Annotated in this window: 18 protein-coding genes; 8 read left to right on the forward strand and 10 right to left on the reverse strand. The window is 69.6% G+C overall.

The window, feature by feature from the left end; genetic code table 11:
* Nucleotides 1-15 precede the first annotated feature (15 nt).
* From AORI_RS70935 to AORI_RS70950, 4 genes are all read right to left on the reverse strand, one after another.
* Entirely contained in the window at nt 16-933 is a 918-nt protein-coding gene (locus AORI_RS70935; protein ID WP_016336292.1) for an ABC transporter permease subunit, read from the reverse strand.
* A gap of 482 nt (nt 934-1,415) precedes the next feature.
* A complete protein-coding gene (locus AORI_RS70940) occupies nt 1,416-2,204 on the reverse strand; it encodes an ABC transporter permease (protein WP_016336293.1) in 789 nt (262 codons plus the stop codon).
* An 8-nt stretch (nt 2,205-2,212) separates the two neighbouring features.
* Nucleotides 2,213-3,076, reverse strand: a complete 864-nt coding sequence (locus AORI_RS70945) for an ABC transporter ATP-binding protein (RefSeq protein ID WP_016336294.1) — start codon at nt 3,074-3,076, stop codon at nt 2,213-2,215.
* Nucleotides 3,073-3,468: a GntR family transcriptional regulator gene (locus tag AORI_RS70950; protein ID WP_016336295.1), complete on the reverse strand. Its 396-nt coding sequence runs from the start codon at nt 3,466-3,468 to the stop codon at nt 3,073-3,075. Before AORI_RS70950 ends, AORI_RS70945 begins: the two co-directional genes overlap by 4 nt.
* Before the next feature lie 415 nt (nt 3,469-3,883).
* On the opposite strand from AORI_RS70950, the gene AORI_RS70955 reads away from it, so the two are divergent.
* Nucleotides 3,884-6,859 carry an AfsR/SARP family transcriptional regulator gene (locus AORI_RS70955; RefSeq protein ID WP_016336296.1) on the forward strand — a complete coding sequence of 992 codons (2,976 nt, stop codon included), beginning with the start codon at nt 3,884-3,886 and terminating at the stop codon, nt 6,857-6,859.
* Nucleotides 6,860-7,264: 405 nt separating this feature from the next.
* Here the strand turns inward: AORI_RS70955 and AORI_RS70960 are convergent, their stop codons facing one another.
* From AORI_RS70960 to AORI_RS70970, 3 genes are all read right to left on the reverse strand, one after another.
* Nucleotides 7,265-7,708 carry a hypothetical protein gene (locus tag AORI_RS70960; RefSeq protein ID WP_016336297.1) on the reverse strand — a complete coding sequence of 148 codons (444 nt, stop codon included), beginning with the start codon at nt 7,706-7,708 and terminating at the stop codon, nt 7,265-7,267.
* 372 nt (nt 7,709-8,080) lie between these two features.
* On the reverse strand, nt 8,081-9,082 hold the full coding sequence (locus AORI_RS70965; RefSeq protein ID WP_016336298.1) for a Gfo/Idh/MocA family protein: 1,002 nt from the start codon (nt 9,080-9,082) through the stop codon (nt 8,081-8,083).
* Nucleotides 9,083-9,086: 4 nt separating this feature from the next.
* Complete coding sequence (locus AORI_RS70970; RefSeq protein ID WP_016336299.1) at nt 9,087-10,091, reverse strand: LacI family DNA-binding transcriptional regulator; 1,005 nt, start codon at nt 10,089-10,091, stop codon at nt 9,087-9,089.
* Nucleotides 10,092-10,193: 102 nt separating this feature from the next.
* Between AORI_RS70970 and AORI_RS70975 the strand changes: the two genes are divergently transcribed.
* From AORI_RS70975 to iolD, 7 genes are all read left to right on the forward strand, one after another.
* Nucleotides 10,194-11,093, forward strand: a complete 900-nt coding sequence (locus tag AORI_RS70975) for a sugar phosphate isomerase/epimerase family protein (RefSeq protein WP_016336300.1) — start codon at nt 10,194-10,196, stop codon at nt 11,091-11,093.
* A gap of 132 nt (nt 11,094-11,225) precedes the next feature.
* Entirely contained in the window at nt 11,226-12,200 is a 975-nt protein-coding gene (locus AORI_RS70980) for a sugar ABC transporter substrate-binding protein (RefSeq protein ID WP_123799109.1), read from the forward strand.
* The gene (locus tag AORI_RS70985; RefSeq protein ID WP_016336302.1) at nt 12,197-13,231 is read left to right on the forward strand and encodes an ABC transporter permease; all 1,035 of its coding nucleotides are present in this window, start codon (nt 12,197-12,199) and stop codon (nt 13,229-13,231) included. The genes AORI_RS70980 and AORI_RS70985 overlap by 4 nt, the downstream gene beginning before the upstream one ends.
* Nucleotides 13,228-14,013, forward strand: coding sequence for an ATP-binding cassette domain-containing protein (locus tag AORI_RS70990; RefSeq protein ID WP_037342220.1), 786 nt, complete (start codon nt 13,228-13,230; stop codon nt 14,011-14,013). The genes AORI_RS70985 and AORI_RS70990 overlap by 4 nt, the downstream gene beginning before the upstream one ends.
* Nucleotides 14,010-14,942 (forward strand): 5-dehydro-2-deoxygluconokinase, encoded by a 933-nt coding sequence (gene iolC / locus AORI_RS70995; protein WP_016336304.1) that lies wholly within the window; start codon nt 14,010-14,012, stop codon nt 14,940-14,942. The genes AORI_RS70990 and iolC overlap by 4 nt, the downstream gene beginning before the upstream one ends.
* Nucleotides 14,939-15,829 (forward strand): 5-deoxy-glucuronate isomerase, encoded by an 891-nt coding sequence (gene iolB, locus AORI_RS71000; protein WP_016336305.1) that lies wholly within the window; start codon nt 14,939-14,941, stop codon nt 15,827-15,829. The genes iolC and iolB overlap by 4 nt, the downstream gene beginning before the upstream one ends.
* Nucleotides 15,826-17,664, forward strand: a complete 1,839-nt coding sequence (gene iolD / locus AORI_RS71005; protein WP_016336306.1) for a 3D-(3,5/4)-trihydroxycyclohexane-1,2-dione acylhydrolase (decyclizing) — start codon at nt 15,826-15,828, stop codon at nt 17,662-17,664. The genes iolB and iolD overlap by 4 nt, the downstream gene beginning before the upstream one ends.
* A 5-nt stretch (nt 17,665-17,669) precedes the next feature.
* Here the strand turns inward: iolD and AORI_RS71010 are convergent, their stop codons facing one another.
* From AORI_RS71010 to AORI_RS71020, 3 genes are all read right to left on the reverse strand, one after another.
* Nucleotides 17,670-18,536 (reverse strand): NAD(P)-dependent oxidoreductase, encoded by an 867-nt coding sequence (locus AORI_RS71010; RefSeq protein ID WP_016336307.1) that lies wholly within the window; start codon nt 18,534-18,536, stop codon nt 17,670-17,672.
* Between the two features lie 98 nt (nt 18,537-18,634).
* The gene (locus tag AORI_RS71015; protein WP_043849095.1) at nt 18,635-19,207 is read right to left on the reverse strand and encodes a TetR/AcrR family transcriptional regulator; all 573 of its coding nucleotides are present in this window, start codon (nt 19,205-19,207) and stop codon (nt 18,635-18,637) included.
* A 44-nt stretch (nt 19,208-19,251) separates the two neighbouring features.
* Nucleotides 19,252-19,998 carry a maleate cis-trans isomerase family protein gene (locus AORI_RS71020; RefSeq protein WP_016336309.1) on the reverse strand — a complete coding sequence of 249 codons (747 nt, stop codon included), beginning with the start codon at nt 19,996-19,998 and terminating at the stop codon, nt 19,252-19,254.
* Nucleotides 19,999-20,009: the final 11 nt, after the last annotated feature.

Raw genomic sequence — 20,009 nt, forward strand, 5'->3', positions numbered from 1 at the left:
GGTCCGCCGCCGCACTCAGCGGCGGCGGACCGTGCCCCCTGCCGCGACACCCCCGAGCACCACGGTCGCGGCGAGCAGGATGCCCGCCTCGGTCCACTGGAACCGCCAGAACCGGCCGGCGGGCTGGTAGACGGTGAAGTCGCGGTAGCCCGCCGCTTCGACACAGGTGTTCATGCCCTTGCCGCGAGGGCATTCGGGCACCTCGTCGAGCAGGCTCAGCTCCCGGCCGTCCGGCGCGACCCGGCCCGCCCGCACGATCAATCCGTCCTTTGCGGAGGGATCGACGCCGACCGTCCGGACCGGCTCGGCGTAGTGCGGCCGCAAGAGCATCAGGGTGATCGAGGCCGCCACGAACACCGCGGCCGTGATCGCGATGGCCGGCACGGTCTTGCGCGCCAGGACCCCGGCCGCGGCACCGAGGACGAACGCGAACGACCACCACGCGGCGGGCGCGATGCCGACGGCACCGAAGTACGACGTCTCGTTCAGCGTCTCCGCCTTACCGGGGAAGATCTCCAGCCACCGGCCGAACATCTGTCCCGAAACGAGCCCGGCGAGCGCCGCGGCCGCCGCGAGGACGCCGAACTTGGCGGCCAGCCAGCGGCCGCGGCTCACCGACTGCGTCCAGACGAGCTGATACGTGCCGCGTTCGTACTCCCTGGCTAGCAACGGCGCACCCCAGAAGACACCGGCCAGCAACGGGACGAACGGCAGGATCACGATCAGCGGGTAGATCTTCTGGTAAAGGTCTTCCAGCCCCGCGTCGTACTCGCGGCAGGGCACGCCGCCGCCGTAGCAATACGAGGCGATCTTGCCGCTCGCGGCGCCGAGGGCGGCTTGGCCGGACACGAGCAGGATCCCGCCGAGCACGGCCAGGAACCCGAGGGTGACGAGCAGCTGGGTGCGGTGCTGCCGCCAGGTGAGCCAAAGCAACGAGAGGTGCCTTTCTCTTGAGGGGTAAGGCAAAGATGGCGTGTCGTCCGTCTGATCACGCGTGTCGTCCGTGCAGTCACGCGAAGGGGCCCATCACCGCATCAGACGCAGCGAAAGCCCCCTTCAGCCCAGCCGACGACCAAGTCGCTAGACGTTCTTCGCCAGCTTCAGACGAAAAGAAAGCCCATGCGACGTGAGTCTGGACTGGCGATGCGGACAGGCCTGATCCCGAGTGTCCACAAGGGACATATCGCGGCAATCGGGCGTCCAATTGATACCTTCATGTCCGTTTCTGGACGGGGTCGTGAGCGCTAATGAGGGTTAGAACCACCCAAATCACTCACGACCCCTGCGCAAAGCGGCCAAATCGGGCATTTTGCCTTTGAATGTGTCCCTTGTGGACAGTCAAGAGCGCGCCAGGTCTCCGTGGTGAGCACGCTCTCGCCACCAACTCCATCACGCCATGTTTGACTTACCTCTTTCTAAGAGCGGCGCCGGACAGCGAAGGTCGCGGCGACGGCGAGCAGCAGCGAGAACCCCGTCAGGATCGCGGCTTCGGTCCATTGGAAGCGCCAGTACCAGTCCTGCGGCAGGACCTTGAGCGCGGTGATCTCCCCGGCGGCGTCCCTGATCATCTCCACGACCCGGCCGACGGGCTCTTTGCCGAGCGGGACGAGTTCGGGTTCCGCGTAGCCGTCACGGACGTTGCTCAGGCCGATCATCAGGCCCACCGCCACCGCGATGGTGACGGCGATGGCGGGCAGGGTCTTGCGGATGAGCGCGCCCGCGGCGGTGCCGAGCACGAACCCGAAGAGCCACCACGCGCCGGGTGCGACGCCGGTCATCGTGAACAGGACCGGGTTGTCGAACCGGCTGGTGAAGGCGGTGTCGCCGCGGTCGGCGGGAAAGGCCGCCACCCAGCGCTGCATCATCGCGCCGAACGCGAGCCCACCGAGGGTGGCGAGAACGGCGAGGAACCCCAGCTTCACGCCGAGCCAGCGGAACCGCGAGATCGACTGGGTCCAGGCGAGTTTCGTCGTGCCGCGTTCGTATTCGGCCGCGACGAGCGGCGCACCCCAGAAGACACCGATCGCCACCGGGACGACCTGGAGCCAGGAGAGATAGGTATACAGATCCTTGAAGAGCTTCGCCGGATCCGGGCTGTCCGCGGCGGCGTTCCCGTTGACCAGCAACAGGATCCCGACGGCGACGAGCAGGCCCGCGGTGATCAGCAGCTGCATCCGGTGCTGGCGATAGGTGACCCAGAACATCGTTCCCCTTACGCCGAAGCCAGTGTCGGGCGAGGCAGGCTCGCGGATTCGGGCCGCCGCAGGTACGCCAGCACCAGTTCTTCGAGGTTCGCCGGCCGCTCGCTCCACTGTGGACCCAGCGGAACCGGTTCGGTGCGGGCGAAGACGGTCGCCTGCCTGCCCGCGCGGGCCTCGTCCACGACGGTGACCCGCCTGGCCAGCGCGTCGGCCTCCTCCACCGGCCCGGTGAGGGTGCGGTGCCCGGCGACGAGTTCGTCGATGTCGCCGCTGACCTGGACGCGGCCGCCGTTGAGGACGATCAGCCAGTCGCAGGTGTTCTCCAGATCGGAGACGACGTGCGACGAGAGCAGCACGGTCATGCCGGTTTCGGCGACCGCCTCCATCAGCCCGCGCATGACCTCGTGGCGGGCCAGCGGGTCGAGGTTCGCGAGCGGCTCGTCGAGTACCAGCAGATCCGGGCGTTTCGCGAGCGCGAGGGTGAGGGCGACCTGCGCGCGCTGCCCGCCGGACAACTTGCCGACCTTGTGGTTGAGGGCGAGCCCGAGCGAATCGACGCGCTTGAGCGCGAACTCGTCGTCCCAGCCCGGATTGAGGCGCCTGCCGAACTTGAGCATCTCGGCGATGCTGAAGCCCGGGTACAACGGCTTGTCCTGGGCGAGGAAGGCGGCCGTTCCCTGGATCGCGACCGAGCCGAGCGTCGCGTCGAGGAGCCCGACGGCCAGGTGGAGGAAGGTCGTCTTGCCGGCGCCGTTGGGCCCGACCAGCGCGACGACGCGTCCTTTCGGGACGGAGAGGGAGCAGTCGCGCAGCGCCCACTTGCGGCGATAGCGCTTGGCGAGGCCGGTCGCCTCGAGGACGGGTTTCTCAGTCACGCGGTTCGCTCCCCTCGAAAGCCGTCGACCACCACTGAGGTGAACAGCGCCTCGACGTCTTCCTGATCCAGCCCCGATTCCCGCGCGTCGCGGACCCAAGCCCCCAGGCTTTTCCGCAACCGCGTGCGCTCCGCGAACGAAGCGCCTCCGAGCGTCTTCTGAACGAAGGTGCCGAGACCCGGCTTCCCTTCGACGAGCCCTTCGCGCTCCAGCTCGCGATAGGCCTTGAGGACGGTGTTGGGGTTGATCGCCAGCTCGGCGACCACCTCCTTGGCCGTCGGCAGCCGGTCCCCCGGCTCCAGCAACCCCAGGCGCAGGGCGTTCTTGACCTGCTGGACGAGCTGGACGTACGTCGCGACGCCCGAGCCCTTGTCCAGGTGGAAGGTGACCACTGGCAACACCCTTTCACTAATTAAGTAGTGAAAGGGTGCAGGCAGACGTCCGCCCCTGTCAAGTGATCACGTGGAAAGACGTGAAGGCCCCCTTGAGGGACTCTGGATCCCTCAAGGGGGCCTTCACGGAAAACCCCAGCCCCAGTCAAGAAGAAGCGCCAGTTCGACGACACGGGGGAAGACGTCGAGCTGGCACTACCCCCAACCCCCACCGCCGTCAGATGGCGGTGCCTGTGCAAGTTGAAGGTGCCCACCGTCGTACCGGAACCGAATGGGGGGTCCTGCCCGTCTGGTTGGTTGGGCACGGTTCCGGCGACGGGTCCTCGGTGGACACCTGGCAAGGATCACGCCGTCCGGATGCAGGGCGCTTGCACTACGCTTGCAGGCTCTGACGAGGGTGAGCGGAGGTGGCCGGGTGGAGTTCCGCGTCCTCGGCGCCGTCGAGGCGTGGGCCGGTGGCGTTCCGGTCGATCTCGGCTCGCCCAAACAACGACTCGTACTGGCGGTCCTGCTGCTGGAGGCGGGCAAGCCGGTGCCGCGCGACCGGATCATCGACCTGCTCTGGCCCGAAGAACCGCCCGCCAGCGCGCGGAACACCGTGCAAGCGCTGGTGTCCAGGCTGCGTGCGGTGTTCCGCGGCGCGGGCGGGCCGGAGATCGTCTCCGAGGGCACCCGGTACCTGCTCAAGGTCGACGCGCGCCAGGTCGACCTGCACCGCTTCACCGAGCTGACGGCGCAAGCCCGCGACGCCGACGACGAGACGGCCGTGGAACTCCTGGACGAGGCCCTCGGCCTGTGGCGCGGCGAGGCGTTGTCCGACGTGGTGAGCGGAGAGGTCGCGCAACGGCTCCGCGGCGGCCTGCACGAGGCACGCTGGACGGCGTTGGAGGATCGCGCCGAAGCGCAGCTGCGGCTCGGCCGCGGCAGGCAGGTCCTCGCGGAGCTGACCGAACTGGTCGCCGCACATCCGCTGCGGCAACGGTTCGTCGGGCAGCTCATGCTCGCGCTGCACCGCGAAGGCCGGACCGACGACGCCCTCGACGCCTTCCGTTCTCTGCGGGACCGGCTCGGTACCGAGCTGGGCCTCGATCCCTCCCCCGAGCTGCGACGGCTGGAAGCCGCCATCCTCGCCGCCGATCCCGCGCTCGAACCCGCGACCAGGCCCGAAGCGGTCCGCCCGGCGCAGCTGCCACACGACGTCCGGGGCTTCGCCGGACGGGCGGCCGAGCTGGAGCGGCTCGACGAGGCGGCCCATGCGGGCGGAGGCACCGATATCTGGGTCATCAGCGGGACCGCCGGAGTGGGCAAGACCGCGCTCGCGGTCCGCTGGGCGCACCGCGTCCGCGACGCGTTCCCCGACGGCCAGCTCTATCTCGACCTGCGCGGTTTCGATCCCGACCACGAACCGCTCACTCCGGCCGTCGCGCTCACCCAGCTCCTGCAGGCACTCGGCACCGCGCCCAAGGCGATCCCGCCGGACATCGACACGCGAGCCGCGTTGCTCCGTTCCCTCCTCGCCGACCGGCGGGTGCTTCTGGTGCTGGACAACGTGCGCGACAGCGGACAGGTGCTGCCGCTGCTGCCGCCGTCGGGCACCGTCCTGGTCACCAGCCGCCAACGGCTCGGCGACCTCATCGCCCGCACCGGCGCCCGCGCACTCCCGCTGTCGGTGCTGCCCGCCGAGGACGCGCGGCATCTGCTGGAAGCCGTGCTCGGCAGCGAGACCGTCGCCGCCGAGGAAGGCGCGGCCGCGGAACTGGCCCGGCTGTGCGGGCATCTCCCGCTCGCCCTCCGGATCGCGGCGGCCAACCTCGGCGCCAGCGGCGAACCCGAGATCGCCGAACTCGCCCGCGAGCTGGCGGGGGGCGACCCACTGGCGGAGCTGACCGTCGACGGCGCCGAGGAAAGTGCCGTGACCACGGCGTTCGGCGTCTCCTACCGGGCGCTTCCCGAGGAGCACCGCGAACTGTTCCGCCGTCTCGCGCTCGTTCCCGGCCAGACGTTCACCGCCCCCGCCGCCCAGGCGCTGACCGGCGTCCCCCGCTCGAAGGCGAATCAGCAGCTCAAAGCGCTCGCGGCGGCGCACCTGGTCGAGCGCTACACGCCGGGGCGCTACCGGTTCCACGATCTTCTCCGCAGTTTCGCGGCGGGCCGCACCCTGTCGGAGGACACGAAGGCCGAACGCGAGGCCGCGGAGAGACGGCTCTTCGAGAGCTACCTGACCACGGCCGACGCCGCGGGCCGCGCCCTCATCCCGCATTTCCTGCGCCTGCCACGCGAAGAACCGGCGGACGCACCGTTCGCCGACACCGACGAGGCGCTGGCGTGGCTCGACGCCGAGTGGCCGAACCTCGCCGCCGCCGTCGAGCACAGCGCCGAACACGGCCCGCCCGAGTTCTCGTGGCATCTCGCCGACGCGCTCCGCGCCTTCTTCCACCAGCGCGGTCATCACGCGGAATGGATCGACACCGCGTCGACGGCGCTCAAGGCCGCCCGCCGCAGCGAAGCCGGACAGGCGCAAGCGGCGATGCACCTGAGCATCGCGCTCGCCTGCGTCAACAGCGGCCGCTACGACGAAGCGCGCGAACACCTCACCAGCGCTCTGCGTGGCGACCTCCTCGACGGCTGGGACGCCGGCCGCGCGGCCGTGCTCAACAACCTGAGCGCGGTGCACCAGCGTCTCGGCGACCCGCAGGAAGCGATCCGCTGCGGGCTGGAATCCCTGCGGCTGTGCGAAGAACTGAACATGCCCGCCGTCTCGATGGCGCTGGCGAACCTCGGTTTCCCGTACTGGCAGACGGGTCAGCTCGACGAAGCGCTCGCCAACTTCACCCGCGCGCTGGCGGTCTCCGAACGGGACGGCGCGCGGTTCAGTGTCGCGGTGCTGCTGGTCGACCTCGGCAACGTGCACCGTGACCTCGGCCTTCCCGACGACGCCTACGACTTCTACACCCGCGCGCTCGCGGCCAACCGCGAACTGGGCTACACCTACGGCGAGGCGACGGCCCTGTCCGGCAGGGCCGTGCTCGAAAGCAGGCGCGACCCGAGCGAGCAGAACCGCACGGACGCGCTCGAAGCCGTCGAACTCACCCGCAAGATCGGCGACCGGGGCACCGAGGCCTGGACGCTCGTCGGGCTCGGCGAAGTCTGCCTGCGGCTCGGCCTGCCCGAGGAGGCGGCCGAGCACTATCGGCTCGCGTTGTCCATCGCGCGGACGACCAGTTTCTTCTGGTGTGAGGCCGCCGCGCGGACCGGGCTCGCGGAAACCCTGCTGAAACTGGGAAAGCTCACCGAAGCCCGCACGCACGGCGAACTGGCCCTCGAACTCGCCGCGCGCTCCGGCTACCGGCTAGTCGAAGAACGCGCGAAGCTGATCCTGGACGAGCTCTAGCGAGGGGCAGGGCAAACGTGTCGTGACGCCACGGCAGTTCGCGAAAGCCACTTCCGCGACGCCTGACGTCCCGAAGGTGGCTTTCGCGACTCTGCCGCCGGGTGGTCGTGAGTGTTTCGGGTCGTCAGAGCCAAGGGTGTCTTAAGTACCTACGCGGAGCGCGGCTGCGGCTGATCCAACCCGCGTCAGTGGGCACTAGCGGAGTGGTGTGGGCTGAAGGCTCCCTTCGCCGAGTCTGATGCGGCGAAAGGAGCCTTCGTCCCCGGTCGGCCACGGGGAGCGGCGGTTCGGTCGCAGGTGTCGCCTCGTGAGTGTTTTGGGTCGTTAGAACGACCCGAAACACTCACGACCCGGCGCGCCCTGGTCCCGGACACTCCCGGCAAGACACATTTGCCCTTCGGCGCTCTAGCTGTTCTTCCCGTAGGACTTCACGCTGCCGGCGATCGCCGCCGCGACCGCCGCCAGGACGCAGAGGACGATCATCAGCGCCATCGCGGTGCTGTCGCCGTCGTCGAAGCTGAAGAGCCACTTGACCTGGCTGCTGAACGGCGTTCCCCAGACGAGCGGCATCCCCACGAACACGGCCACCACGTAGAACACGCAAAACCCGAACAGCGTCCACACGCCGGGAATCCTGCGAGCGAACGTGAATCCCGCCGCGACCACCAGCGCGACAGCGGAGAGAGCGCCGCTGAGCATGTTCTGCACCGTGATGGCCGACAAGCCGCCGTTCGCCTCGGTGGCGACGAAGACGTTGTAGAGCGCGAACCAGACGAGCATGGCGGCGGCGAGCAGCGCCAGGACACCGGCGATCACCGCCGCCGGGGCGTTGGCCCGCGGCTTGGGCATCGGCGGCCGACCGTACTGAGGAAAGCCGGGCCCCGGTGGATTCGGCTGCATCCGCTCTCGCTCTCCTCGCCCGTTCGGTCGCTGTCGTTCGCGATCACCCTAGCGAGCGGGGCGCTTCGGCGGTGACCGGTGGCAGGAACCTGTCGGGGGTTCGGCACGGATCTTCATACATTCCCAAGTACATGAAGGGGTCCTTCACTGCGCTAGGCGCAGTGAAGGACCCCTTCATGTACTTGGCAGAAACCCTGTGAAGATTCCGGACCGTTAGAGGGACTACGCAATCGGCGGTTTCACGTGACTGGGTGGACGACACACGTGACTGGAGGGACGACACGCGTGTCTGAGCGGACGACTCGCGGCGGCGACCGTGCCTCAGACGCGGACCTCGTCCACCCGCACCGGACGGCGTTCGCGGCGCGAGACCTCGCACGCCTCGGCGATGTAGAACGCCTCCAGCGCGTCCGCGGCACCGCACGGGCTCGGCGCACGACCGGCGGCGACGTCGAGGAAAGCCTTCAACTCGCTGACGTACGCGGGGCGGAAGCGTTCCATGAACCCGGGGTACGCCGGGCCGGGCAACGGCTGGACGCCGGGTTCCACCGAGGTCAGCGGCGCCCGGTCGTCCAGGCCCACCACGACGTTGCCCGCCGAGCCGAGCACCTCCAGCCGGACGTCGTAGCCCGCGCCGTTGTAGCGCGTCAGCGAAACCACCGCCAGCGTTCCGTCGTCCAGTGTCAGCGTCGCGGCCGCGGTGTCGACGTCACCGGCGTCGACGAAGAAGCGCTCGCCCTTGTTCGTCCCCACGGCGTAGACCTCGACGACCTCGCGGCCGCTCACGAACCGGACGACGTCGAAATCGTGCACGCCGCAGTCGCGGAACAGGCCGCCGGAGTGCGCGACGTACTCGGCGGGCGGGGGTGCCGGGTCGAGCGTGGTCGCGCGCAAGGTGTGCAGCCAGCCGAGCTCGCCCGAGGCCACCGCCGCGCGGGCGGCCGCGTAGCCCGCGTCGAACCGGCGCTGGAAACCGATCTGCACCGGGACGTCCGCACCGGAGATCTTGTCGATCACCGCGAGCGTTCCCGGGATGTCGGCGGCGACCGGCTTCTCGCAGAACACGGGGATCCCCGCGTCCACGGCCTTGAGGATCAGCTCGGGATGCGCGTCCGTCGCCGCGGCGATCACCAGACCGTCCAAAGAGGACGCGAACAGCGCAGGGATGTCCGCCGCCGCCTCGACACCGAGTTTCGCCGCGGCGGCCTGTGCGCGGGCGGCGTCGACGTCGGCGACGACCACGGACGTAACCTCGTCGAAGCTCTTCAAGGTCTCGGCGTGCGAAGTGCCGATCCGGCCGGTGCCGGCGAGTCCCAACCTCATGTGGTTACCTTTCTGGAGCGGCGGTGGTCGATCGGACCACCAGCGACGGGTGCAGCAGATGGCGGACCGGTTCGGCGCGTTCACCCCGGATCCGTTCGAGCAGTGCTTCGACGGCCAGCCTGCCCATCTCGGTGCGCGGCTGGTCCACAGTGGTCAGCGACAGATGGCGCAGCGCGGCGAGCGAGGTGTTGTCGTAGCCGACCACGGAGACGTCTTCCGGCACGCGCAGGCCCGCCTCTTCCAACGCGGAGATCGCACCGACGGCGTTGAAGTCGTTGCCCGCCACCAGCGCGGTCGGCATTCCGCCTTCCGGCGGATCGCCGAGCAGTTCGTGCACGGCCTTCTCGCCCGCGGTGTCGGTGTGCTCGCTGCGCACGACGACCGGATGCAGCCGATGCCGCCGCATGGCCTGCAGATATCCCCGGCGCCGGGCCGCCGCGCCGGCGGCGAGCCCTCCGTCCAGATGGGCGATGCTTTTGTGCCCCAAGGAAACCAGGTGATCCACGGCGAGCGCGGACCCGGCCTCGCCGTCGTCGTTCACCGTGTCCACGCCCGCCGCGCGCGACGTCCGCGACACCAGGACGACGGGGCTTTGCGCGGCCGCCTCCTCGATCGCCGACGCGGGGACCACCGGCGACAGCAGGATCACCCCGGCGGGCCGGAAGGACAGCAGGCTCTTCAGCGCGGCACGCTCCCTCGCGGGGCTCCGGCCACCGGTGTTGAGGATCAAGTGGAACCCGGCCGCCTCGGCCGCCGCGTCGAGCCCTTCGACGACGTCGGCGAAGAACGCGTTGCGGAGATCGGAGACCATCACGCCGAGGACGGTCGACGTCCGGCTCGCCAGCGACCTGGCCATCGCGTGCGGCTCGTACCCCAGTTCGTGCGCCGCGCAGAGCACGCGCGTGCGCCGCTCGTCCGAGACGTTCGGCGCGTTCCGCATCACCAGCGACACGAGCGCGCGGGACACCCCCGCTTTCGCGGCGACGTCCTCCATCGTCGGTCGCGCCATTTCCACCCTCTCCGTGCCCTTGACTTTACTGTGACGGACGCTACATGATTAGAGCGCTCTAATCAATAGAGCGCTCTAACCCCGATCCCCCGGAGGCCGCCGATGACCGTCACGACACCCCGGATCCGCGTCGCCGCCGCCCCGATCTCTTGGGGCGTCTGCGAAGTCCCCGGCTGGGGCCGCGTGCTCGACGCGGGGACCGTACTGGGCGAAATGGCGGAGCTGGGAGTGCGCGCCACCGAACTCGGCCCGCCCGGATACCTGCCGCGAGACCCGGCCGAGCTGCGCGAACGACTGAACGGCCACCGGCTCGAACTGGTCGGCGGCTTCCTCGCCGTCGTCCTGCACGAGAATCGCGAAGCCGCGCTGGCGGAGGCCGAAGAATCCGCCGCGTTGTTCGCCGCCTGCGGTGGCGGCATGCTCGTGCTCGCCGCCGCGACCGGGCTCGACGGTTACGACGATCGGCCGGAGCTGAGCGACGCCGAATGGGCGTCCCTCGTGAAAACCTCCGGCGAGATCAAGGAAATCGCCGCGCGGCACGGCCTCCGCACCGTGCTGCACCCGCATGTGGGGACGCATGTGGAGACCGAACGGGAGGTCGAGCGTTTCCTCGCCGATTCCGCTCTCCCGCTGTGCCTGGACACCGGGCACCTCCTGATCGGCGGGACCGATCCGGTCGCGCTGGCGAAACGTCATCCCGGCCGGGTCGGGCACCTGCACCTCAAGGACGTGCGCGGGGAACTCGCCGAGGAAGTCCGCGCCGGAAGGCTTCCCTACGCCGAAGCGGTGGGCAAAGGTCTGTATGTCCCCTTGGGCGACGGGGACGTCGACATCGAAACGATGGTCAGGTTCGTCCACGAGGCGGGCTACGACGGGTGGTATGTGCTCGAACAGGACACCGCGCTGAGCGAGGGGAGCCCGGAGGATCTGCCGAAGCGGGATGTCGCCAGGAGCCTGGCGCATCTCGACGGAATCGTCAGCCGGCTCCCGGCTGCCAGGTAACGGAAGAAGCGAGGAGAGACGACGATGTCCCATCGCTTGAAAAAATGGCGGCGCAACAGTGCTTGCGAAGAGGAACCCAAACGGGAACCCGCTCTGTCAAAGCGATTCCGGTCGCGGGTTCCCAAGACGACCCTGAAAAAGGCCTTGGTGGTCGTGGCGGGGCTGCTGCTCCTGTCCGCGTGCACCGGGCCGAAGGCTGAGGAGAAACCCGCGGCGGGCGCGGGCCCGGAGACGACCCAGCCCAGCGGGCCGCTGCGGGTCGCGGTCATCTCGCACGGCACGGCCGGTGACGCGTTCTGGAACGTGGTCAAGAACGGCGCCGAAGAGGCGGGCAGGCAGCTCGACGTCCAGGTCGAGTACAACTCGGACGGAGACCCCGGCAATCAGGCCAAGCTGATCGACAACGCGGTCGCCCAGCGGGTCGGCGGGCTCGTGGTGTCGATGGCGAATCCGGAGGCGCTCAAGACCTCGATCGAGAACGCGGTCCGCGCCGGGATCCCGGTCATCACCATCAACTCCGGCGAGGACAAGAGCGCGGCGTACGGCGCGCTCACCCACGTCGGGCAGAACGAGACCATCGCGGGCGAGGAGGCCGGGAAGAAGTTCCGGGAGCTCGGCAAGAAGAAGCTGCTCTGCGTGGTCCATGAAGCGGGCAACGTCGGGCAGGCGCAACGTTGCGACGGCGCCAAGACCGGCTTCGCGGGCGACGTGCAGACCCTGCAGGTCGACATCAGCAACCCCACCGACGCCGAATCCCGGATCAGGGGCGCGGTGCAGACCGACTCCTCCCTCGACGCCGTCCTGACGCTGAACTCGCAGGTCGCCGCCCGTGCGGTGAGCGCGATCAAGTCGGTCGGCTCGACGGCGCAGGTCGGCACGTTCGACCTCAACACCGACGTGGTCGGCGCGATCAAGTCGGGCGACGTGGTCTTCGCGGTCGATCAGCAGCAGTACGAACAGGGCTATCTCCCGGTGCAGTTCCTCAAGCTCTACCGGGACAACGCGAACGTCGTCGGCGGCGGGAAGCCGGTGCTCACCGGGCCCGACCTGGTCGACAAATCCACTGTGGACACCGTCGGCCGGTACGTGCAAAGGGGCACGCGATGACAACCACCACCCTCGACGAACGGATCGCGAAACCGCGGCTGATGGACAGGCTGGTCGTCCGGCCCGAGATCGGCGCGCTGCTCGGCGCCGTCGTGGTCTTCCTGTTCTTCACCGTCGTCACCGACCAGTTCTTCAGCGGCAGCGGCGTGGCGACCTGGCTGGACGACGCCTCGACGCTCGGCATCATGGCGGTCGCGGTGTCCCTGCTGATGATCGGCGGCGAGTTCGACCTCTCCGCCGGGGTCATGACGGCGTCCACCGCGCTCGTCACCGCGACGCTGGCGACGCAGGCGGGCTGGAACGTCTGGCTCGCGCTGTTCGCGTCGCTGGTCTTCGCCCTCGCGGTCGGCGCGTTCAACGGCTGGCTGGTGATGCGCACCGGGTTGCCCAGTTTCATCGTCACGTTGGGCACCTTCCTGGCCCTGCAGGGGCTCAACCTCGGCGTCACCCGGCTGGTCACCGGCACCGTCCAGGTGTCCGGGATGCGTTCGACCGACGGCTATGAGTCCGCCGGCTTCGTCTTCGCGTCCACTGTGGACATCGGCGGGACGGCGTTCCAGATCTCGATCGTGTGGTGGATCGGGTTCGCCGTGCTGGCGGCCTGGCTGCTGGTTCGAACCCGCTTCGGCAACTGGATCTTCGCCGTCGGCGGCTCCGCGCAGAGTTCGCGCGCGGTCGGGGTGCCGGTGGTGCGCACCAAGATCATGCTGTTCATGACCACCGCGCTCGCGGCGTGGCTGGTCGGCTCGATCAACATCCTGCGGTTCGCGAGTGTCCAGGCGAACCAGGGCATCGGGCTGGAGTTCCAGTACATCATCGCGGCCGTGATCGGCGGCTGCCTGCTGACCGGCGGGTTCGGTTCGGCGATCGGCGCCGCGATCGGCGCGCTGATCTTCGGTATGGCCCGCCAGGGCATCGTGTTCGCCCGCTGGGACAGCGACTGGTTCATGCTGTTCCTCGGTGTGATGCTGCTGTCCGCGGTCCTGGTCAACAACGCCTTCCGGCGGCGAGCGGAAAGGGTCCGGCGATGAGTCGTCTCCTCGAAGTGAAGGACGTCGGCAAGACGTACGGCAGCGTGATCGCACTGCGCGACGTCAGCACCGTGGTCAACGCCGGCGAGGTCACCTGCGTGCTCGGCGACAACGGCGCCGGGAAGTCCACGTTGATCAAGATCCTGGCCGGAGTCCACCAGCACGACAGAGGCGAGTTCCTGGTCGAGGGCGAGCCGGTCAAGTTCGCCTCGCCGCGTGAAGCGCTCGATCGCGGCATCGCGACGGTGTATCAGGACCTCGCGGTCGTCCCGCTGATGAGCGTGTGGCGGAACTTCTTCCTCGGCTCCGAGCCGACGGTCGGGTTCGGCCCGTTCCGCGCGCTGGACCGGAAGAAGGGCCGCGAGACGACCAAGAAGGCGTTGTCCGACATGGGCATCGACCTGCGTGACGTCGAGCAGCCGGTCGGCACGCTCTCCGGTGGCGAGCGGCAGTGCGTCGCCATCGCGCGGGCCGTGTACTTCGGGGCGAAGGTGCTGATCCTCGACGAGCCGACGGCCGCGCTGGGCGTCAAACAGGCGGGGGTCGTGCTCAAGTACGTGGCGCAGGCCCGTGATCGCGGGCTCGGCGTCGTGCTGATCACGCACAACCCGCATCACGCGTATCCGGTGGCGGATCGCTTTCTGCTGCTCAAACGGGGCGCGTCGCTCGGTGCCTACGAGAAGTCCGAGATCGACCTGGCCGAGTTGACCAGGCAGATGGCGGGCGGCGCGGAACTGGAAGCCCTCGAACACGAATTGCGAGCCGCGGAGTCCCCTTCATGACCGTTCTCGAAGCACTGACCGTCGGCCGGGTCGGGGTGGACCTCTACCCCGAGCAGAGCGGCGTGCCGCTGGCCGGGGTCAGCACCTTCGCCAAATCGCTCGGCGGCACCGCGACCAACGTCGCGGTCGCCGCCGCGCGGCTCGGCCGCTCGACGTCGGTGCTGACGAAGGTCGGCCCGGACGGCTTCGGCGAGTACGTGCGGCAGGCGCTGCGGGAGTTCGGCGTCTCCCCCGAGCACGTCGGGACGTCGGAAGGGTTGCAGACGCCGGTGGTGTTCTGCTCGCTGGACCCGCCCGCGGATCCGCCGCTGCTGTTCTACCGGTCCCCGATCGCCCCGGATCTGACCATCGGCGAGCACGATGTGCCCTGGGACGTCGTGGAATCCGTTCCGCTGCTGTGGGTCACCGGGACTGGTGTCTCGGTCGAACCGGCGCGCTCCACCCAGCGCGAGATGCTCCTGCGGCGCGGGCGCCGGTCGCATACCGTGCTGGACCTCGACTTCCGGCCGATGTTCTGGCCGGACACCGAGACGGCACGCGCGGAGATCGGCTGGATGCTCGACCACGTCACGGTCGCGGTCGGCAACCGCACCGAGGCGGAGGTCGCCGTCGGCACGGCGGATCCCGACGAGGCCGCGTCCCGGATGCTGGCCAGGGGTGTCGAGCTGGCGGTGATCAAGAAGGGCGCGGAGGGTGTGCTGGTGGCCACCGCCGAAGGCCGTTGGACCGTGCCGCCGCAGCGAGTCGAGGTCGTCTGCGGGCTCGGCGCCGGGGACGGTTTCGGCGGCGCGCTGATCCACGGCCTGCTGTCCGGCTGGGATCCGGTGCGCATCGCCACCTACGCCAACGCGGCGGGCGCGCTCGTCGCCTCGCGGCTCGCCTGCGCCGACGCCATGCCCACCGCCGACGAGATCGAGGAGTTGCTGTGAGCAAGCTGCACCGTCCACTCGGGACGCTTTCGGACGAGCGGGATCCGGTCCGGCTCACCCCGGACTCGGCGGGCTGGAGCTACAGCGGTCTGCGGGTCCTCTCACTGGCCGCCGGGGAAACCAGGGTGGTGCGCACCGGCGAATACGAGGCGTTCGTCCTGCCGCTGGCGGGATCGTGCACGGTCCGGGTCGACGAGCAGGTCTTCGAGCTGGCGGGGCGGGATTCGGTGTTCACCCGGGTCACGGATTTCGCCTATGTGCCACGCGACGCCGAAGTCGAGTTGTCGACAGCGGCGGGGATCGAGGTCGCGCTGCCGATGGCCCGCTGCGGCCGCCGTCTCGAACCGCGCTACGGGCCGGCCGAGAACGTGCCGGTGGAGGTGCGCGGGGCAGGGCAGGCGACCAGGCAGGTCACCAACTTCGGCGTGCCGGGCGTCTGGGACCACGCGGACAAGCTGAACGCGTGCGAGCTGATCACGCCGGGCGGCAACTGGTCGTCGTATCCGCCGCACAAGCACGACGAGGTGTCCGAATGCGAGGTCGTCAACGAGGAGATCTACTACTTCCGCATCGCCGGCCGCGACGGTGTGACCCCTTCCCGCGAAGGGTTCGGCCTGCACCGGACGTACACCTCCGACGGTGAACTGGACGAGGACGTCGCGGTCCGGGACGGGGACGTCTTCCTGATCCCGCGCGGCTATCACGGTCCTTGCGTCGCCGCGCCGGGCTATCCGATGTACTACCTGAACGTCCTGGCCGGGCCCGCCGACGAGCGGTCGATGGCGTTCTGCGACGACCCCGCGCACGGCTGGGTCCGCGACACGTGGAACGACCAGGAGCTCGACCCGCGCTGCCCGGTCACGAGCCAGGAAGGGCGGGTCTCATGAAGCTGACCACGGCACAGGCCCTGGTGCGCTGGCTGCTCGCGCAGCGGTCGGAAACCCTGGACGGGCGGGAAGTCCCGTTGTTCCCCGGGGTGTTCGCGATCTTCGGGCACGGCAACGTCCTCGGCCTCGGCACCGCGCTGGAGGAGTACCGCGACGAGCTCCCGCTGTGGCGCGGGCAGACCGAGCAGGGCATGGCGCTCGCGGCGGTCGGCTACGCCAAGGCGACGCATCGGCGCCAGGTGGGCGTGGTGACGTCGTCGATCGGGCCCGGCGCGCTGAACATGGTCACCGCGGCCGGGGTCGCGCACGCGAACCGGCTGCCGGTGCTGCTGCTCCCCGGCGACACCTTCACCAGCCGCGCCCCGGATCCGGTGTTGCAGCAGGTGGAGCATTTCGGCGATCCGACGGCCACGGTCAACGACGCCTTCCGCGCGGTGAGCCGGTACTTCGACCGGATCACCCGGCCGGAGCAACTGCTCTCGACGTTGCCGCAGGTCGCCAGGGTGCTGACCGATCCGGCGGACGCGGGGCCGGTGACGCTGGCGCTCCCCCAGGACGTCCAGGCCGAGACCTACGACTTCCCGGACGCGTTGTTCGCGCCGGTGACCCATCGCCCGCAGCGGCCACGGCCCGATCGCCGGGCACTCACCGAAGCGGCGGGCGCGCTGCGGGCGGCGCGGAAACCGTTGCTGGTGCTCGGCGGCGGTGTCCGGTATTCCGGCGCGGGTGAGCGTGCGCTGGCCTTCGCCGGGCGGCACGGCATCCCGGTCACCGAGACCACGGCGGGGCGCACCCTCGTGCCGCACGGTCATCCGCTGTACGCCGGTCCGCTCGGCGTCACGGGGTCGACCTCGGCGAACGTGCTGGCCGCGGAGGCCGACGTCGTGCTGGCCGTCGGCACGCGTTTGCAGGACTTCACCACGGCGTCCTGGACGGTGTTCTCCACCGACGTCCGGCTGGTCACGCTGAACGCCGCCCGGTTCGACGCGGTCAAGCACGGCGCGCTCGCCGTCGTGGGCGACGCCGACGCGGGTCTCGTGGATCTGTCGGCCCAGCTCGAAAACTGGCGCGTTGATCCACTGTGGACAGAGCGGGCCGCGGCAGAGCGAAACCGCTGGGACGCGCATATCGACACCCTGCGCGCCGTTTCCGGTGAAGTGCCGACGTACGCCCAGGTCGTCGGCGCGGTCAACGATCTCTCCGAGCCGCACGACTACGTGATGACCGCGTCCGGCGGAATGCCGGGCGAACTCATCGGCGGCTGGCGCGGGTCGGGCTCGATCAGCATGGACGTCGAGTACGGGTTCTCCTGCATGGGTTACGAACTCGCGGGTGCCTGGGGTGCGGCGATGGCGCGCACCGAAGGCCTGGTCACCACGATGCTCGGCGACGGTTCGTACCTGATGCTGAACTCGGAACTCTTCTCGGCCGCCTTCGCCGGGCATCCTTTCGTGGCGGTGGTCTGCGACAACGACGGCTACGCGGTCATCGCGCGGCTGCAGGAGGGGCAGGGCGGCAAACCGTTCAACAACCTCCTCGGAGACTGCCGGAGCGCGCACGCCGATCCCCCACGGGTCGACTTCGCGCGGCACGCGGAATCGCTGGGGTGCGCGGTGTTCCCCGCGTCCACTGTGGACGATGTGCGCGCCGCCTACGCGAACGCACGGGAAGCCGCGATGGCCGAAAAGCGACCGGCGGTGGTCGTGGTGCGGACCCGGCCGGACTCGTGGACCGAGGCCGGCGCGTGGTGGGAAGTCGGCGTTCCGGAACACCTCTCGGGAAGGGAGGGGATCGAACGCGGCAAGGCGGCCCAGGTGCGCTACCTGCGCATTTAGGACCCTTAAGTGCGGTCGGTGAAGCTGGCGAAGTAGCCGGCCGCCATGTCCTCGTCGCCGTGTCCGGCCTCGGACGCGCGCGCGAAACGGGCCCGCCCGGCCTCGACGGCGTCCATCCGGACCCCCGCGCGGGCCGCGGCGGCCAGCACCAGCCGGGCGTCCTTCTCGGCGTTGTCGACCGAGAAGGCGGTGGTGTAGTCGCCGTTGAGGATCGCGGCGGATTTGGCCTGGAAGTAGCCGTTGTCCATCGGGCCGCCGGTGACGACGTCGACGAAGTGCCGCGGGTCGACACCGAGCCCTTCGGCCAGCGCCAGCGCCTCGCCGACGCCGTGGGTCAGCGCGATCACCCAGGTGTTCAGCACCAGCTTGAGCCTGCTCGCCGCGCCGGTGCGGCCGTCTTCGCCGACCCACAGCGTGCGCTTGCCGATCGCGTCGAACAGCGGCTGGACGGTCTCCCGCGTGTCGGCCGCGCCTGCCGCCAGCACGATCAACTGCCCCTGTTCGGCGGGCTGACGGGTGCCCTGCACCGGCGCGTCGACGAAGACGAGCCCCTGCTCGCCGGCGTACTCGACCAGTTCCTCGACGGCGTCGCCGACGGTGCTGAGCTGCACCCAGATCGTGCCCGCGGCGGGGGCGGCCGCGCGGATGGCCTCCAGCACCGCCTGGCCGTCCGTGAGGACCGTGATCACGACGCGCGCGCCGTCGACGGCTTCCGCGGCGCTCCCGGCGACCTCGACACCATGTTCGGCCAGGGCTTCGGCCTTGGCCGCGGTGCGGTTCCAGGCCCGGACCGCGAATCCGGCCTTGCTCAGATTGCGCGCGACCGGGGCACCGATGATTCCGGTGCCGAGCACCGCGACGGTCTCCGTCATGAGTTACCTGCTCCTTGCCGATAGTGGAATGCTCGTTAAAGAATCAGAACGCAAGAAACCCGGGTGAGCGCGGGGGTTCTGTCACGAAACCTGGAACATCACAACGCCTGGATGGTGGTTTCGACTACTTGGGTGAGCGCCTGCCGGTCCGCGGTCTTGCCCAAGACCCGCAGGCCGTACATCGCGGCGAGGGTGAACCGTGCCAGTGACCGCGGATCGCCGCCGATCTCCCCTTGCTCCCGGGCGGCGGCGAACTCGGCGTGAAACGCGTTTTCCACGCGCTCGAAGTTGTGGCGGACGCGGGCGGTGACCTCGTCGTCGATGCCGCCGAGTTCGAGGGCGGCGTTGACCGCCAGGCAGCCGCGATGCGCGGCGGACGAGTCCAGCTCGTCGTCGACGACGTCCATCAGGACGCGTCTGATCCGCGCCCGGATGGTCCCCGGCGCGGCCAGCATCTCCTCGACCCGGGTCGCGGACGTCTCCTCGTAGCGCCGAAGCGCCTGGCTGAACAGCTGCTGCTTGCCCGAAAACGTGTTGTACAGGCTGCCCCGCCCGAGCCCGGTGCCGTCGACCAGGTCCTGGGCCGACGTGGCGGCGTATCCCTTACGCCAGAACGTGCCGACCGCGGCGTCGAGCACCTCGGTGGGATCGAAACCCTTGGGGCGGGGCATGCCGTCCAGCATCCCATGTTCTGTAACGATCAGTCAAATACCGGTCAGTGCTCCGCCAGCAGGGAGCCGAAGCCGGGCACGCGATCGGCGACACCGTTCTGCCGCAGGGTGTGCCAATACAGGACGACGTTGTTCGAGAGCACCGGTTTGCCGAGCCAGAACTCGGCGGCCGCCGCGAGCCGAGCCATGGCGACGTTGGTGCCGACCTGGACGATGGCCTCGACGTCGGCGTGGTCGACCTCCTTGACCGCGTCGCGGAGCGCGGTCTCGGAGACGTGCGAGATCTTGGCCGGGCTGGGCATGCCGAGCCCGTGGACGCGCAGCAGGTCGTAGCCGTTGTCGCCGAAGAAGCGCCGCACCGGATCGTCGCCGACCGGCAGATACGGCGTGATGACCGCGATCCGGCGGATGCCGTACGTGGCGAGCGCGGCGTTGATCGCGTCCGGGCTCATCGTCACCGGCCGCCCGCCCGCGGCCTCTCGCATCGCGGCGAGGACGCGGCCGTGCGCCTCCGGCCCCTCCCAATGGCTTTCCGGGGAGACCCCGATGATCACGCAGCCGGGGTCGCAGCCGACGACACCGCGGATCGCCGGCCGCGTCGACCGCCGGATGTCGTGCATGACGTGGTCGAACCCGGGTTCGTCGACCATCGGGTCGTCTTCGATCACCATCCGGCCGGTGTGGTTGGTGACACCGTCGGGGCGCAGCGCGTCCAGTTCCGGCTGCGCCGAGGTGTTGGTGGACGGGACGACGACGCCGACCTTGAGGCGGGGACCGAGGGAGTCGGGCACGGACGCTCCTC

The sequence above is a fragment of the Amycolatopsis keratiniphila genome, from assembly GCF_000400635.2.
Taxonomy (GTDB): domain Bacteria; phylum Actinomycetota; class Actinomycetes; order Mycobacteriales; family Pseudonocardiaceae; genus Amycolatopsis; species Amycolatopsis keratiniphila.

Excerpts from the sequence above, each read along its gene's own strand:
- AORI_RS70940 (WP_016336293.1), bottom strand. The coding sequence starts at position 2,204 with ATGTTCTGGGTCACCTATCGCCAGCACCGGATGCAGCTGCTGATCACC.
- AORI_RS70960 (WP_016336297.1), bottom strand. The coding sequence starts at position 7,708 with ATGCCCAAGCCGCGGGCCAACGCCCCGGCGGCGGTGATCGCCGGTGTC.
- AORI_RS70965 (WP_016336298.1), bottom strand. The coding sequence starts at position 9,082 with ATGAGGTTGGGACTCGCCGGCACCGGCCGGATCGGCACTTCGCACGCC.
- AORI_RS70970 (WP_016336299.1), bottom strand. The coding sequence starts at position 10,091 with ATGGCGCGACCGACGATGGAGGACGTCGCCGCGAAAGCGGGGGTGTCC.
- AORI_RS70975 (WP_016336300.1), top strand. The coding sequence starts at position 10,194 with ATGACCGTCACGACACCCCGGATCCGCGTCGCCGCCGCCCCGATCTCT.
- AORI_RS70985 (WP_016336302.1), top strand. The coding sequence starts at position 12,197 with ATGACAACCACCACCCTCGACGAACGGATCGCGAAACCGCGGCTGATG.
- AORI_RS70990 (WP_037342220.1), top strand. The coding sequence starts at position 13,228 with ATGAGTCGTCTCCTCGAAGTGAAGGACGTCGGCAAGACGTACGGCAGC.
- iolC (WP_016336304.1), top strand. The coding sequence starts at position 14,010 with ATGACCGTTCTCGAAGCACTGACCGTCGGCCGGGTCGGGGTGGACCTC.
- iolD (WP_016336306.1), top strand. The coding sequence starts at position 15,826 with ATGAAGCTGACCACGGCACAGGCCCTGGTGCGCTGGCTGCTCGCGCAG.
- AORI_RS71010 (WP_016336307.1), bottom strand. The coding sequence starts at position 18,536 with ATGACGGAGACCGTCGCGGTGCTCGGCACCGGAATCATCGGTGCCCCG.
- AORI_RS71015 (WP_043849095.1), bottom strand. The coding sequence starts at position 19,207 with ATGCCCCGCCCCAAGGGTTTCGATCCCACCGAGGTGCTCGACGCCGCG.